Source organism: Lentzea albidocapillata (assembly GCF_000719115.1).
GTDB classification, from domain to species: domain Bacteria; phylum Actinomycetota; class Actinomycetes; order Mycobacteriales; family Pseudonocardiaceae; genus Lentzea; species Lentzea albidocapillata.
The window spans coordinates 1-13,405 of record NZ_JOEA01000043.1 but is presented as its reverse complement, the minus strand read 5'-3'; the positions used below and the strand labels follow the sequence as shown (position 1 = coordinate 13,405).

The following is a 13,405-nucleotide window of genomic DNA, read 5'->3' as shown; positions in this document are numbered from 1 at the left end:
GATCGAAGTGATCAGCGGCCTCACCGGCGGCGCTCTGCTGACCGCTCTGCTCGTTCGGTTCGCGATCGTCGGTGCACGCAGCGCTCGGCAACGAGCCCATGCCCGCGAGGAACACCGCTCGGTGCTGCGACTCGCCGGACGACGTGAACCCGGAGCACATCCGACGGTCTGGCTCGACCACGACCGGCCTCTCGCGTTCAGCCTCCCCGGCAAACCGGGTCTTGTGGTCGCCACGGAAGGACTCCGCCGCCACCTGACGCCTGAAGAGGTCGATGCCGTCCTCGACCACGAGCGAGCACACCTCAACGGACGCCATCACCTGCTGGTCGCCGCCGCGGACGCCGTAGCCGCCGCCCTGCCGATCCTGCCCCTGTTCAAGCGCGCGGCGAGCTCGATCCGGACGTCCGGCTGGACCGTCTGCAGTGGCGCCGCCGGATGCCGAACCGCACGCGCAGGCTGCTCTCCAGCGGGATCGCGAGCATCACCGCCATGGCACTACCCGTCGTCACCGCGTCCGCAGCGATGTTCGCGCTGATGCTGCTGACCTGTTCGCCGAGCTGACGCCCACCGACGCCAGCAAGCCGACCGCCGCACCAGCGAAGCCGGCGAGCACGACCGCACCCGCCCACAGCGACACCGGCCAGCGCAGCGCATCCGCCATCGCGAGTCCGGCCAGCTGACCGCTCCACACCAACACCGGCACGCCACCGGCGACGATCGGCAGCGCGAAGCGCACACGTGCCAGCAGAAGGTCAGCAACGATCGCACCCGCCGTCGCCCCGACAGCACCGGCCACTGGCACCCAAGGGAACCCGACAACGGCGACCGGCAGCCACGCGATCGGTCCAATGAGCACGGTCACCGGTGCGGCGAACCGCTCCCTGCTGCGCAAGATCAGCAACAACGGCAGGGTGAACAGCACTGTGGTGACCAGATAGCCGCTCAAGCCGGCGATGACGACCATCTCGGCCTCGATGTGTCCCGGCGTGCCTTCAGGGGTCGGGATGAACGACTCGACGACCGCCGGCATCGGGAACGGCGAGGTGTACTGCAGGAAGAACGCCACAAGGGAAGTGGACAGAACCAGCGACAGCACGGCCGTTGCCGGCCACAGCCTGTCCTCACTCAGCACTCCACTTGCCCGAAGAGGACCGCTCAGCATGAGCAGCCCGCCGACGCCGAGCACGAGGTGACTCGGGCTGACCAGCGCGTCGACCGCCACCTCGATTCCGAAGATCTCGTGCCACACCAGGTCAGCGACTCCACCCACGCCGAAGACGAGTACGCCGGCCGCCGCACCGCGATACCCGCGCGGCAACCCACCCAGCACCGAGCTCCCCGCGCCGCGAGACCTCCACGCGAGCAGCGCGATCCACCCGGCCATCGCCGCGAACCCCGCGTAGAGCGCGCCATGCCACGGCGTGAAGAAGCTCTCCAGCTCCGGCACGTTGAGGTGCGCCCAGCCGTCACTCACGAGCGCGACCACGAGCCACGTCCCGATCGCTCCGGTGATCAGGTCACGGCGTCGCTCATCGCTCAAGACGGACATGCCGCATCCTTCCGTTGATACGGGCCTGGGGTATTCAGAGTTACCCCTACCGGGTATCCAGGTCAAGAGCAAGGGCGGTTGAATCCACTACGAGGAGTAGTAGCACGGCATTCCGCGCCGCCATCAACTACAGCGGCTAGTACGAGACTGAATCGTTGCATCTTCCATCCAATGCAGTACAAGACGCTCGCATGCGTGCACGCCTGGCGCCAGAACCCTCACATCGGCCCTACCGCACACGAGGGCTCGTCATGGATTTTTGCAGCCGCACCACCGCATGTACTGACGTTCAACCCAACCCTGCATGGGAGAACCGAGCATGTTGAAGAGATCGATCTTGACGGTGCTGGCGGCCTTCGCCCTGGCCGTTCCCTTCACCCCATCGGCCGCAGCCGCACCCGTCCAAGCCGCTGCGGCCGTCCCCTGCACCAACGGCATGGCCGGCAACTACCCGTGCCGCAACATCGACCTGCAGTCGAACCTGCCGCTGTCCGCCATGGGCGGCGGCTCCGGCAGCGGAGGCTGGGGCTGGACCGATTCGGCCACCGGCAAGGAATACGCGATCGTCGCCAGGACGAACGGCACGTCGTTCGTCGACATCAGCACGCCCACCAGCCCCGTCTACCTGGGCAACCTGCCCACGGCCACCGGCTCGTCCAGCTGGCGCGAGCTGACCGTCCACAACAACACGGTCTACATCGTCTCCGACAACAACGGCAGCCACGGCCTGCAGATCTTCGACCTCGCCCGCCTGCGTTCGGTCACCTCACCTCCGGTGACCTTCAGCGCGGACGCCCGCGACACCTCGTTCACGCGAGCCCACACAGTCAGCGTCAACGCGGAAACCGGCTTCCTGTACGTCAACGGCTCCACCACCTGCTCCGGCGGACCGCGTGCCTACAGCCTGACCAACCGGCTCTCGCCGGCGTTCGCCGGCTGCATCAGCGGCGACGGGTACTCACACGACTCGACAGCCGTCATCTACCGCGGACCCGACACCCGCTACCAGGGCAAGGAAATCCTCGCCGGGGCCAATGAGGACACGCTGACCTTCTTCGACGTGACCAGCAAGTCGAGCCCCGTACAGCTGTCCCGCAAGACCTACACCGGCCGCGGCTACGTCCACCAGGGCGTGTTCACCGAGGACCACCGGTACTTCCTTCTCGACGACGAAACCGACGAAACCAACAACGGCGGCAACACCCGCACCTACGTCTGGAGCGTCGCCGACCTGACCAACCCTGTGCTCGTCGGCACCTTCACCGGCCCCACGGCAGCCTCGGACCACAACCAGTGGATCAAGGGCAACTATTCGTACCAGTCCAACTACAAGGCCGGGCTGCGCATCGTCGACCTGGCCAACGTCGCCACCCCGACCACGATGTCCGAAGCCGCGTACTTCGACATCTACCCGTCCAGCAACACCGCCGGCTTCAACGGCACGTGGACGAACTACCCGTACTACCCGAGCGGCAACGTCGCCGTCTTCACCATCGAAGGCGGTCTCTTCGTGGTGAAGCCCAATCTCTCCACCCCCTCCAACGACTTCACCATCGGCACATCGCCCTCCTCGGGCTCGACCAACCCCGGCGGTTCGGTCACCACGACGGTGAACACGAGCGTCCGCAGCGGATCCGCGGAAACGGTGTCGCTCACCGCGAGCGGCCTGCCCTCCGGAACCACGGCATCGTTTAGCCCGAGTTCGGTGACCGCGGGCAACTCGTCGACACTCACCATCTCGACCGGCGCCTCGACCCCGCCGGGGACCTACTCGGTCACCGTCACCGGCACCGCGCCCTCAGCCACGCGTACGACCACCTACACGCTGACCGTCAACGGCGCGGGTTGCTCCGCGGCCACCAACCCCAACGACGTTCCGATCCAGGACAACAGCACGGCCGAGTCCCCCGTCACGATCTCCGGGTGCTCCGGCAACGGCTCCGCCACCTCGTCGGTCGCCGTCAACATCGTGCACACCTACATCGGTGACCTCATCGTCGACCTCGTCGCCCCCGATGGCACCGCCTACAACCTGCACAACCGCGGCGGCGGCTCGGCCGACAACATCAACCGGACCTACACCGTCAACCTCTCCAGCGAACTCCGCAACGGGACCTGGAAGTTGCGCGTGCAGGACCGGGCCAACGCGGACACCGGCTACATCAACAGCTGGACTTTGACCTCGTAGGAACCACCGCAACGGCGTCTCTCCGTTCCCGCTCAACTGGAGCGGAGAGACGCCGTTTCGACGAGGCGCATCAACCCGGCGGTATTCGGCCGTCGAGAACACGATCACGGGCAGGATGGGTGTCCGCTGCACCCTCATCGGCGCGAAGCTGGCGCTGCGCGACCCTGCACCCGCCGCGCGCCACGCCACCCTCGTCCGTGAGAGCACGGAACTCTGCCGGCGCGGGCCAGCGAGTTCGCGTCGGAGGTGAATGCGGTAATCGTCAGGTTTTCGCAAGGAAGCTGGGAACCTTTGCGAGACGCGTCATCACGCTACTTTCTGGCCCCGCCGCCGCTGATGACGTCTGAAAGGCAAGAGGATGCTCAGCGCGACGACGGCCGCTGCGCTCGTGCTGGCCACGGTAATGCCCATAGCAGCGGACAGTTCGCCGCCGCCCGGAAAGATCATCGTCGAGGTGGCGACCGCGGTCGCCGCGGCTGCCAACAAGACGGCGTTCACCGTGGCCTACAGCCACTTCCTCGCCGAGGCTGGAGGCAAATCCGACCCGACTGACTTTCGGAAGAACTGCCAGCTCGCCGTCCAGGTGAGCTACCCACAGGGCCCTCGGCCACGACAAGCTCATCATCCTGCAGCCCGCCAAGCACTTCGCGGTGTTCGACAAGGCCATCGCCCGGATGCGCCGCACCCCGAAACTCAACCAAACCCCGCGGCGTCATGTGCGCACCGCAGTACGCACTCAACGAAGCATCCGAACGCGTCATCGACTACGCCAGCGACGCACTCGAGGCGATGAGCGACGAGATCGCCATGGCCACCAACGGATACGACCAACGCGGCCGCGAGATCGGCGTCACCGACATGCAGGACACCATCGAACGGATGAACGAGGCCGAGGAAATCGTCTCCAGATCCCAGGAGTCCCAGCTGCTCCTGGCCCGCGCCGCCCGCCACCTGCGCGCCGAGATCGGCGCCGGCGACACGCACGTCGGCCCGCTGGTCGACATCCTCGTCGCCGACATCGACGGCGTGAAGGAACACGCGAGCTATGAGCACGAGAAAGTCGGCTATCTCCAGCAGTCGATCATGCCCTCGCTGGACGTCAAGCAGAACCAGATCGTCAAGGTCTTCACCATCATCACCGCGGTGTTCCTGCCTCCGACGCTGATCGCCACGTTCTACGGCATGAACTTCACCGTGATGCCCGAGCTCGCGTGGGAGCACGGCTTCCTGATCACCACCGTGCTCACGTTCATCGCCGCACTCATCCCCTTGTGGTACATCAAGCGCAAGGGCTGGCTGCGCTGACCAATTCATCCACTGTGGACCTTGACCTGTCCCGCAGGCGTCAGCGAAACCGACGCCCAAGCCATTGAGCCAGGCGCTTCCACCAACTCTCGGCGAGCGAGGCAGTCTCCTCCGGGACTGAACCTGCAGGTCGCTCGAAGTGTTCGAGGAGCTCGGCTCGTTGATCTACCCGGAGATCAACGATCTCGGCGTCGGCAAAGGAGTGCGCTCGATGGACACGCCCTGTACGGACCCAGTAGTGGGATCGGCACGGAAAGCTCCAGTTGCCGATGGAGGGCGTCAGGGAGATGGACTCGCCGTCGAAGGTCAGTGACCACTGACGCGGGTGCAGCGGGGTAACGACCTCGTGTCCGCAGCCGCAGCAGCAGCGGTGCACAGCCGTCGCGTAAGGGATGCTGATGTAGACGACTCCGTCATCGAGGTGGTCAGGGATCGTGTCCACGAACTCATGACTGATCGTGGTCCGCATCGCCGTCCTTGTCCTCGTTGATCATCATGTTGCCGTCCAGTACATAGACAGTGTTGTGTTCGTGGTCGAGGTCCAGGTAGAAGCCGTTGAGCTTCTTCCACTTGATCACTGCCATATCCGCGTTGAGGGAGTTCAGCTCGGCGGTCTGGATGTTCTCCGAGTATTCGTCCTGTTCGCCGTCGACGAAGGAGATCCGCTGGCGGGCGTCCTCGCGTTGGTCGGGCGTGCTGGTGGTGACGCGGACCTGACCGGCCAGTGCGTCACCGACCTTGTACAAGCCCATGCCGCAGTCGATGAACGCAACGTCGTACTGCTCGAGGGCGTCGACGATGATCTTCTTCGCAGCGCCATCGGTGAGCGCCAGGAAGACGAAGTCCATGCCGACCAGCTCGTGCACGTTGTGCTCGTCGACTCGGTACTCGTGCGGCACGACGCCGGTTCGGAGCCGGGAATAGGTGGCTGCCAGGAAAGCGACCTTGGTGCTGGCGGACTTGAGGTCCTGCTCGGAGAGTGCGCCGGGCGTACGGAAGGCGTTGTGCTGCTGGAGCAGGTCGTCGTCGTAGAGGTGGATCTGTTCGACCCACGTCTTGGCGACCAGGTCGAGGATGTGGGAGCCGGTGCCGCCGAGCCCGACGATGGCGATGCGCTGGCCGCGGAGCTTGTCGTTGGTGGCGTTGATGCCGGCGCGGCTGGACGCGGTGTCGATGTAGTGGAACACCGAGCCATCGGTCCCGTCGCTGGTGACCGGCAGGAATGCCTGTGCGGTTGCCGTCGGGTCGAGCACGTGGGCCTCGGTGCCGAGAATGGCGATGTAGGTGGTCACCTTCTCGTGGTAGTCGGCATACTGCCCCGACGGCGGCTTGCAAGAGAACGAGTAGGTGGCGACCAGCCCAGGGGCAACGGCTTCGTTGACCTCCTGGTTGATGATCTTCTCGTACCTGGCGCCGTTGCTCATGCAGGGTTGCTTGCCGACGAACCTCATCGTGTGGTCGGTCGGCGGGAGGACGTCATCGCCGGTGGCACCGATCGCGCAGGCTAGTGCGCCGTAGGCGACCTCACGTTCAGGTGTCACATAGGGCACCTGCCCGACCACGAGGTACCCGTTGATGATCGAGACGTCGTAGCCCTCATCCCGTAGTCGCTTGAGCGCTGGGTCACGACTTATCAGTCGCTGTGACATTGAAGATCATCCCCTTCTTGACCTTGACGCTCTCGCCAGGCGCGAGGGTGCCCTCCGGCTTGTTCCCGTGCCCGCGGCGGTAGGTGACGGTGAAGACCCAGTTCGGCCCGCTCGGAACCGGGTCGTACGCCAGCCCCACGACCTCCTCGAAGGTCAGCTCGTCGGTCGTGACGATCTTGGTGCGCCCGTTCACGACGACCTCGTAGTGCTTCGTGTCCTTCTCGGCAACGGCGTCTGCGGTCATGACCACTCCTTGCGCTTGTCGGGCTGCGTGACTCGAACAGCGGTACCGTATGTCGCATACACGTGTTCAGTCAAGGGGTGAAGACGATAATACGAGTAGTACACTTAGGCGAGTGTGGCGTCTCGCGAGCTGGATCCCGCTCGATCGCTACGCTCACACCCACCGGTGGCGCCGTCATCGGCCCAGGGGTGATGAGCGGAGGTCGGCGTGCACGTGCGGTACGGCGACGAGATGCTCCACCGCCTCGCCGCCGACGCCGCTTTCCAGCCAGATACGTGGGAACCGGACGTCATCAGGGCCTACCGAAGACGACTCCAGTCGCTGCGCGCAGCCAACGACAGCAAAGACCTGCAGCGGGTGATGTCCCTGGACCTGAGGACCGAGAACGGCCGCGGTCAAGCACATTCCTCGATCCGTTTGGCCAACGGGGCGAGATTGTTGCTCGAGTTCGACGCCGTGAAGACCGACGAGGTGACGGTGATGGTCATCGTCGAGTCCGACACGCGGGAGGTAACGCCATGAACACCGGGCCTGCGGAAGCCTTCCCGGTGGGTGAACACCTGCTGGAGGAGATAGAAGCTCGCGGCTGGACCCAGGCCGAGTTCGCCGACATCCTGGGCCGCCCCGCACAGGTCATCTCGGAGATCATCTCCGGCAAGAAGGAGATCACCCGAGAGTCAGCTGCCCAGATCTCCGCGGCATTGGGCCCAAGCCCCGAGTACTGGCTGAACTATCAAGACCAGTACCACCTATGGAAACAGTCACAGGACGAGGGCACCCGCAGACAGCTGGACGAAGTCCGCCTCCGGGCCCGACTGAACCAGCTGGCTCCGGTCGCAGTACTACGCAAGCGCGGCGTGATCACAGGGACCACGATCCAAGACCAAGCTGATCAACTGTGCGAACTCCTCGAGATCGACCACGTCGACGATGAACCCCAGCTGGCGATGGTCGCGAGACGAAGCAACGTCGACGAACGGGTCACGCCCACTCAGCTGACGTGGCTCGCGTGCGTACGGCGTCAGGCCGCGCGACTGCGCGTAGCGCCATACTCTCGGGAGCGACTGCAAGCGCTGGCCAGCCGGCTGAGCAACGAGGTGCGCGATCCTGCAGCGTTCGCGAAGTTGCCAGCCCAGTTCGCAGAAGCCGGAGTCCGGCTGGTGCACGTCGAGGCCTTTCCCTCCAGCAAGATCGACGGTGCTTCGTTCGACCTCGACGGCACGCCCGTCATCGGGCTGTCTGGCCGCGGCCAACGGCTCGACAAGGTGCTCTTCACGCTTCTGCACGAAGTAGCGCACATAGTGCTTGGCCACATCGCGGGCGAGGTGATCTTGGATGAGGACAACCCGCGCGGCAGGGCACGCGAGGATGAAGCAAACGAGCTCGCGGCGCACTGGGCCCTGCCAGGCTCACTCCCGCCCACTCCAGAACGGATCGGCCAGACCTGGCTGACCAAGGTGGCCAACGCGCGGGGTGTGCATCCAATCGTCGTCGTCGGCCGTCTACAGAACCGCGGAGTGCTCAGTTGGCGCAGCGCCCTCACGAAGGATGCCCCCACCGTCACCAGATACCTGCAAAACTGGTGAAACGCCGAGTTCGGATGTGCAGCAGCAGCGTTCGTTCCACACGAGGCTAATCAGTTCCAGGGTTTGACCTGGCAGTGCGCCGAGTACCTCCTCGACCAAGGCACTGAGCTGAACTGGACGCGGCACGAACGCAGCGAGGCGACCGCCTGGTGCTCTGACTGCGTGAGCAGGGGCGAGGTCAGAGGGTCAATCCTGCGTCAGCCTCTAGGCACGTACACGGCAACGCCGATCACGCAGATGGCGGCACCGATGTAGTCCCACCGATGCGGCCGGGACCCGCCCAACACCATGCTCCACGCAAGCGAGCCAGCGACGAAACTCCGCCATAGGCGGCGAGGCTGCGGCCGACCTTCAAATCTGGCCGGGACGTCGCGGGGAAGCCGGCGACGCCGAGCAGCGGCTTCGGGAACCCCGACACCTCTGCTCGCTCGGTCTCGGCACGACCGATCACACCCTGAACATATGTGCGCCTACAGGTAGGCCTCTCAGGTGAGAGAACACCAGCGACAGTCGCGAACCCGCAGTCCTGGGTCAAACTGCAACGATGTCGCCGTCGACGTCCGCGAAAGTGGTCATTCAGGTCGTGTCCGGTACGGACACCGAAACGATCGAACGCGCGGTCGAACTCGGCAATACGGCTAGGAAGACACTCGGGCTGTTGCCGCGGGCCGCATACTTCGACGCTGCGCAAAGAGGCTGGCTCCTCGCGGCGCTGGACGAGGGCGAGATGATCGGATACACGGTCTTCCGCCTCCCTCGCAACGAGGTAACCCTGGTCCACCTGTGCGTCGCGAAAGACTACCGTCACCGCGGCATGGCCCAGCGTCTCGTCAACGAGGTGAGCCGACGACATCAAGCCCGCCTTGGCGTACGCGCTAAATGCCGGGATGACTACGCCGACATCCAGCGCGTGTGGCGCGGTCTGGGCTTCGAGCACCTCGGCCGTGCACGTGGACGTGGTGAAGATCAGGCCGCGATGACCGTGTGGTGGCTCGATCACGGGCACGCCAACCTGTTCACGCCGCTGGAGGAGCCAACGGAACTGGCAGTGGCTATCGACGTGAACATCCTGATGGATCTGCGCACGCGGAAAGATCACCCGCAGGCGGATCGATCACAGGTACTTCTCGCTCCTGACGTGGCGGACCGGATCGAGAAGGTCGTTCCGCATGGACTCGAACGGGATCTTGACCGGCATCCGGCTGCACTCCGGGGCCGACTGGTTGATGCAGCAGCTCGGTACCGTCGGCCGCACGGATCACCCAAGCGCGCTGAAGAACTCTACGAGATCCTGCGCGCGACCGTTCGATCAGCAGAGCCCGACAGGGAACTCACGCCGCAAGACATCGGGGACCTGTGGCAGCTCGCCGAAACCGCCGCAGCGCGGATCCGTGTCTTCCTCACCTGGGATGAGCGCCTGCGCACGAAAGTCGCACCTCTGTTGGCTCAGCTCAACCAGGTTCCTGAGCTGACTGGTCTTCGAGTGATCGATCCGGACCATCTCGTCATCCAGCTCGACGAACTCGCACACGCCGTCGCCTACCGACCGCAGGTGATTGCCGGGAGTTCGTTCAGCACCGAGCTTGCGAACGCTCAGTCCGAGGCAGCGCTCATGGCCTTCCTCGACAGGGCCGCTGGCGAAACACGGCAAGAGCTGAAGGCCCGGTTGCAGGCACTGGCTCGGTCGCCGCGGTCCCATTCGATCGTCCGAGCAGGCAACGACAAACCCGTGGGCTGCTATGCCTCAGTGCTCGATGGCCATGTGTTGCGGGCACCTCTCCTCCGCGTGCAGGACAACGCCGACGCCGACACCATGGCGCGGTACTTGCTCTGGATGTTGCGAGTGACGGCTCGCGACGAGAACGTCAGCGTGGTGCGCATCGAGGACCCCTACCTCTCGCCGGCAATTGAGCGCGCGGCAAGCCACGAGGGATACCAGCGGATCGACGGCGTATGGCACTCCTGGGTGATCCAAGCTGCCGGGACGGGAGCTCAGATCAGCGCCGCTGTTTCCTCCGCACACGCACTGGTCGACCTTGAGCCTGCAGCACTGCTACCACCTCACCTCGCACCCGAATCGGCCGCGCAGTACGAGAGAACGTGGTGGCCCGCCAAGATCACCGACAGCGACCTTGCCCACTTCGCAGTGGCGATCCAGCCGCGATGGAGTGCTGAGCTGCTCGGTGAGCCGCCGATACTCACCGAACGGTCGACCAGACTGGCTCTTGGACGCGAGCACGTGTACTACCGCGGCAACCACCCCAGCGTGCTGAAGGCGCCCGGACGCGTCCTGTGGTACCTCACACAGGATTCGAACACCGGCCCCGCGCGGTTCATCGGTACCTCGCTCCTCGACGCCATCGAGTTCGGTGCACCCGAAGAGCTGCACGCGCAGTTCGCCCACTACGGCGTCTTCACGCTCTCCGACGTCCGCGGCGCAGCGGGCGAACGTGGCAGCGCACAAGCGTTGCGTGTGTCCTACACCGAGCTGTTTCGTCGCCCGGTGCTGTGGTCTGAGTACCTCGACATCCTCAAGTCGCTGGAAGGCCCGAAGAGGATTCAAGGTCCCGTCCGCGTTCCACCAGCAACCTTCGCCGCGATCTACGCCGCAGGAAACACAACGAAGCGATGACGTGATCCACAATCGGCCATGTGCACCACCGGTCCGCCGCCATGTACCGCTAAGGTCACCCCCTGTGACGGCGACAGCAATAGAACCCAGCGCGTGGGCATCTGACCTGCGCCCACTCCTGCTGTCGCTTCGACCACGCTTCGCTGAAGCCATTCTTGATGGCACGAAGACCGTCGAGCTGCGACGCACCAGATTGTCCGCTCCAGACGGCACCCATCTGATCCTCTACGCCAGTTCACCGGTGATGGCCGTCGTCGGTACCGCAGTGCTCGTCGGACGCGACACCGACACTCCCGCAAGAATTTGGCGGCGCCACCGCAAGAACAGTGGGCTGCTCCGTCACGAGTACGACGAGTACTTCGCCGGTGCTGATCTGGCCACAGCGCTGCACGTCGGCTTCCCACATCGGCTGGCGGATCCCTGGCCGCTCTCGGTATTGCGTGGAACGGCCAAGTTCCAACCACCCCAGAGCTACCGCTTTGTGTCCGATGACGACCCTGCTCAACTCCGCAGCCTGGTCGATGCCGGAAGTTCACGGCGCTGAGGGTCGCTGCGCGATCCATCAGAACGTGAGCTTCAGTCGATCCCAGTGTCGGCAGCGTGAACGAGCATGGCCGAGTTCATCCCACCCTACTGCTCCTGAGCACAAGCACGCCCCTGACGAGCCTGTCTCGGTAGTACAGACGCGGAAATGCTTTGGAGAAGTATCAGCAGGGCGATCTACGATCCTTGCTCATGGCGGTCTACACAGACCGGATCCGGACGGATTCGTCACCACAGCGGGGTACCGAGCCAGACGCGGAGTTCTACGAGCGGATGGCTGGACCGTTCTGGGACCAGGCGCGGGATGTGATCACCGAGTGGTGGTCCCACCTCCCGGAGCACGCACAGCGTGGTTTCCGCAAGCGGCTCCTGGATAGGAACTCCAACGCCAACGTGTCCTCCGCGTTGTGGGAGCTGTACCTGCACGAGATGCTGCTCGGCGCCGGCTGCACAGTCGAGATCGAGCGACCACTCGGAAGCCGCGGCAAGACCCCAGACTTCCTGGTGACCCGTGGTGATGAGCAGTTCGTCGTCGAGGCGATCTGGACGTCCGAGCGCGCGGACGACGCGTTGACAGCTGCCCTGCTCGACACCATCGACAGGTTGCCCAGCCCCAACTTCCGCGTGTCGGTCACGATCAACAGAGCTGGATCGACGGCACCGCAACAAAAACGGCTGAAATCCGGACTGACACGGTGGCTGGCCGAACTTGACCCCGATCACGCCATCGCCGACCTCATGCAACGCCACAGGCCGCTGCCGAGCTACACCTGGCAGGAAGCTGACTGGTCCATTTCGTTCATGGCGTTTCCGCGGGACCCTGGCAGGCGTGGCATCCCCTCCAGCAGGACGATCGGGATGTATCCACCGATGAAAGAGCCGCTCAGATCCGATCTGGTGCTCGAGGCGGTCAGACGGAAGGGCAAGAAGTACGGGGAGCTGTCGATGCCTTTCATCGTGGCGGTCGGGCAAGCGACCTACTTCCCGGAGGACGACGACATCGGTAACTCGTTGTACGGAAGTCCGATCGAGTACATCAGATCGGGTGACTCATCGGCCCTCCGCAGGTTGCCCGACGGATACTGGACAACTCCTCACACCGACAGTCACTCACGAGTGAGCGGCGTCCTGGTCGTCAACAACCCAGGACCCTGGAGCTGGGCGAAGAACACACCCGTCCTGTGGTGCAGCCCCAACTCGAGATCGATCGATGCTCCGGTACTCCCGACCTGGGGGACAATGCACCTCGCAAGCGGCCAGGTCGAACGTCAACCACCTGCTGCCCCGGCCAACACCGCGCTCGGGCTCCCCGAAGACTGGCCGATCGGCGACCCCTCCCAGCGGCACACCCGCTGAAGCGTCAGTGCGCGCCCTTGATCAGGTTGCATTCCCAGTGCGCAGTCTGGAGGTTTGCGGCGGAGTGATGTCCGCCGCGCGCGATCGGCTGGATGTGGTCGAGGGTGACCGAGAGTGGATGAGGCCATGCCTTATCGCGGTCGACCGGAGCACCGCACAGCTGACAAGTCCAGCCATCGCGTTCGTATATGTCCCGGGGATCGACGCGGTCGACGACGATGTCGAAGCCGAGTTCGCGAGCACGAGCCGCGGCTGTGTGAACGCTCAAGTTATTCCCGGGGCCTGCGCTCAAGTAATTCCGCAGGTGGTGGGTCCTGGTGATGTTCTACCCGGTGGTCTTGTTCTTGTCGCTG

At 64.6% G+C, this 13,405-nt stretch carries 15 protein-coding genes and 1 pseudogene; 9 read left to right on the top strand and 7 right to left on the bottom strand.

What is annotated here, in order from left to right; translation table 11 throughout:
* The first annotated feature begins 7 nt into the window (after nt 1-7).
* Nucleotides 8-535, top strand: a complete 528-nt coding sequence (locus IG04_RS46130) for a M56 family metallopeptidase (protein WP_338043691.1) — start codon at nt 8-10, stop codon at nt 533-535.
* Here the strand turns inward: IG04_RS46130 and IG04_RS0141510 are convergent.
* Complete coding sequence (locus tag IG04_RS0141510; RefSeq protein ID WP_030482244.1) at nt 506-1,549, bottom strand: hypothetical protein; 1,044 nt, start codon at nt 1,547-1,549, stop codon at nt 506-508. The genes IG04_RS46130 and IG04_RS0141510 overlap by 30 nt on opposite strands.
* Before the next feature lie 319 nt (nt 1,550-1,868).
* Here IG04_RS0141510 and IG04_RS44840 point away from each other — a divergent pair, with 319 nt between their 5' ends.
* Nucleotides 1,869-3,737, top strand: a complete 1,869-nt coding sequence (locus IG04_RS44840) for a choice-of-anchor B family protein (RefSeq protein WP_084402288.1) — start codon at nt 1,869-1,871, stop codon at nt 3,735-3,737.
* Between the two features lie 306 nt (nt 3,738-4,043).
* Here IG04_RS44840 and IG04_RS48540 read toward each other — a convergent pair whose 3' ends face one another.
* Nucleotides 4,044-4,235 (bottom strand): hypothetical protein, encoded by a 192-nt coding sequence (locus IG04_RS48540; protein WP_030482242.1) that lies wholly within the window; start codon nt 4,233-4,235, stop codon nt 4,044-4,046.
* Between IG04_RS48540 and IG04_RS49075 the strand changes: the two genes are divergently transcribed.
* Together IG04_RS49075 and IG04_RS46120 are read left to right on the top strand one after the other, a co-directional pair.
* Nucleotides 4,192-4,530, top strand: a complete 339-nt coding sequence (locus IG04_RS49075; protein WP_420864965.1) for a DUF4360 domain-containing protein — start codon at nt 4,192-4,194, stop codon at nt 4,528-4,530. The two genes, IG04_RS48540 and IG04_RS49075, sit on opposite strands and share 44 nt — an antisense overlap.
* A complete protein-coding gene (locus IG04_RS46120) occupies nt 4,452-5,042 on the top strand; it encodes a CorA family divalent cation transporter (protein WP_084402290.1) in 591 nt (196 codons plus the stop codon). The genes IG04_RS49075 and IG04_RS46120 overlap by 79 nt, the downstream gene beginning before the upstream one ends.
* A 40-nt stretch (nt 5,043-5,082) precedes the next feature.
* On the opposite strand, the gene IG04_RS49070 is transcribed toward IG04_RS46120, so the two are convergent.
* From IG04_RS49070 to IG04_RS0141480, 3 genes are read right to left on the bottom strand one after another with little or no spacing between them, the layout of a single operon-like run.
* Nucleotides 5,083-5,511 (bottom strand): ubiquitination-like system serine protease family protein, encoded by a 429-nt coding sequence (locus tag IG04_RS49070; RefSeq protein ID WP_030482240.1) that lies wholly within the window; start codon nt 5,509-5,511, stop codon nt 5,083-5,085.
* Complete coding sequence (locus IG04_RS0141485) at nt 5,489-6,691, bottom strand: ThiF family adenylyltransferase (RefSeq protein WP_030482239.1); 1,203 nt, start codon at nt 6,689-6,691, stop codon at nt 5,489-5,491. Before IG04_RS0141485 ends, IG04_RS49070 begins: the two co-directional genes overlap by 23 nt.
* Nucleotides 6,666-6,935: a multiubiquitin domain-containing protein gene (locus IG04_RS0141480; protein ID WP_030482246.1), complete on the bottom strand. Its 270-nt coding sequence runs from the start codon at nt 6,933-6,935 to the stop codon at nt 6,666-6,668. Before IG04_RS0141480 ends, IG04_RS0141485 begins: the two co-directional genes overlap by 26 nt.
* A gap of 207 nt (nt 6,936-7,142) precedes the next feature.
* Here IG04_RS0141480 and IG04_RS0141475 point away from each other — a divergent pair, with 207 nt between their 5' ends.
* Nucleotides 7,143-7,457 carry a type II toxin-antitoxin system RelE/ParE family toxin gene (locus IG04_RS0141475; protein ID WP_051771994.1) on the top strand — a complete coding sequence of 105 codons (315 nt, stop codon included), beginning with the start codon at nt 7,143-7,145 and terminating at the stop codon, nt 7,455-7,457.
* Nucleotides 7,454-8,521, top strand: coding sequence for a HigA family addiction module antitoxin (locus IG04_RS0141470; protein ID WP_030482237.1), 1,068 nt, complete (start codon nt 7,454-7,456; stop codon nt 8,519-8,521). The genes IG04_RS0141475 and IG04_RS0141470 overlap by 4 nt, the downstream gene beginning before the upstream one ends.
* 197 nt (nt 8,522-8,718) lie before the next feature.
* Here IG04_RS0141470 and IG04_RS46115 read toward each other — a convergent pair whose 3' ends face one another.
* The gene (locus IG04_RS46115) at nt 8,719-8,985 is read right to left on the bottom strand and encodes a YnfA family protein (protein ID WP_420844002.1); all 267 of its coding nucleotides are present in this window, start codon (nt 8,983-8,985) and stop codon (nt 8,719-8,721) included.
* Nucleotides 8,986-9,065: 80 nt separating this feature from the next.
* On the opposite strand from IG04_RS46115, the gene IG04_RS0141460 reads away from it, so the two are divergent.
* From IG04_RS0141460 to IG04_RS0141455, 3 genes are all read left to right on the top strand, one after another.
* A complete protein-coding gene (locus IG04_RS0141460; protein ID WP_030482235.1) occupies nt 9,066-11,153 on the top strand; it encodes a GNAT family N-acetyltransferase in 2,088 nt (695 codons plus the stop codon).
* 64 nt (nt 11,154-11,217) lie between these two features.
* Nucleotides 11,218-11,697, top strand: a complete 480-nt coding sequence (locus IG04_RS46110) for an ASCH domain-containing protein (RefSeq protein ID WP_211257925.1) — start codon at nt 11,218-11,220, stop codon at nt 11,695-11,697.
* Nucleotides 11,698-11,849: 152 nt separating this feature from the next.
* On the top strand, nt 11,850-13,052 hold the full coding sequence (locus tag IG04_RS0141455) for a hypothetical protein (RefSeq protein ID WP_211257924.1): 1,203 nt from the start codon (nt 11,850-11,852) through the stop codon (nt 13,050-13,052).
* Between the two features lie 70 nt (nt 13,053-13,122).
* Here IG04_RS0141455 and IG04_RS49065 read toward each other — a convergent pair.
* Nucleotides 13,123-13,320, bottom strand: a pseudogene (locus IG04_RS49065) (HNH endonuclease); the annotation flags it as partial.
* Nucleotides 13,321-13,405 lie beyond the last annotated feature (85 nt).

Excerpts from the sequence above, each read along its gene's own strand:
- IG04_RS0141510 (WP_030482244.1), bottom strand. The coding sequence starts at position 1,549 with ATGTCCGTCTTGAGCGATGAGCGACGCCGTGACCTGATCACCGGAGCG.
- IG04_RS0141485 (WP_030482239.1), bottom strand. The coding sequence starts at position 6,691 with ATGTCACAGCGACTGATAAGTCGTGACCCAGCGCTCAAGCGACTACGG.
- IG04_RS0141470 (WP_030482237.1), top strand. The coding sequence starts at position 7,454 with ATGAACACCGGGCCTGCGGAAGCCTTCCCGGTGGGTGAACACCTGCTG.
- IG04_RS44840 (WP_084402288.1), top strand. The coding sequence starts at position 1,869 with ATGTTGAAGAGATCGATCTTGACGGTGCTGGCGGCCTTCGCCCTGGCC.
- IG04_RS0141460 (WP_030482235.1), top strand. The coding sequence starts at position 9,066 with ATGTCGCCGTCGACGTCCGCGAAAGTGGTCATTCAGGTCGTGTCCGGT.
- IG04_RS0141480 (WP_030482246.1), bottom strand. The coding sequence starts at position 6,935 with ATGACCGCAGACGCCGTTGCCGAGAAGGACACGAAGCACTACGAGGTC.
- IG04_RS46120 (WP_084402290.1), top strand. The coding sequence starts at position 4,452 with ATGTGCGCACCGCAGTACGCACTCAACGAAGCATCCGAACGCGTCATC.
- IG04_RS49070 (WP_030482240.1), bottom strand. The coding sequence starts at position 5,511 with ATGCGGACCACGATCAGTCATGAGTTCGTGGACACGATCCCTGACCAC.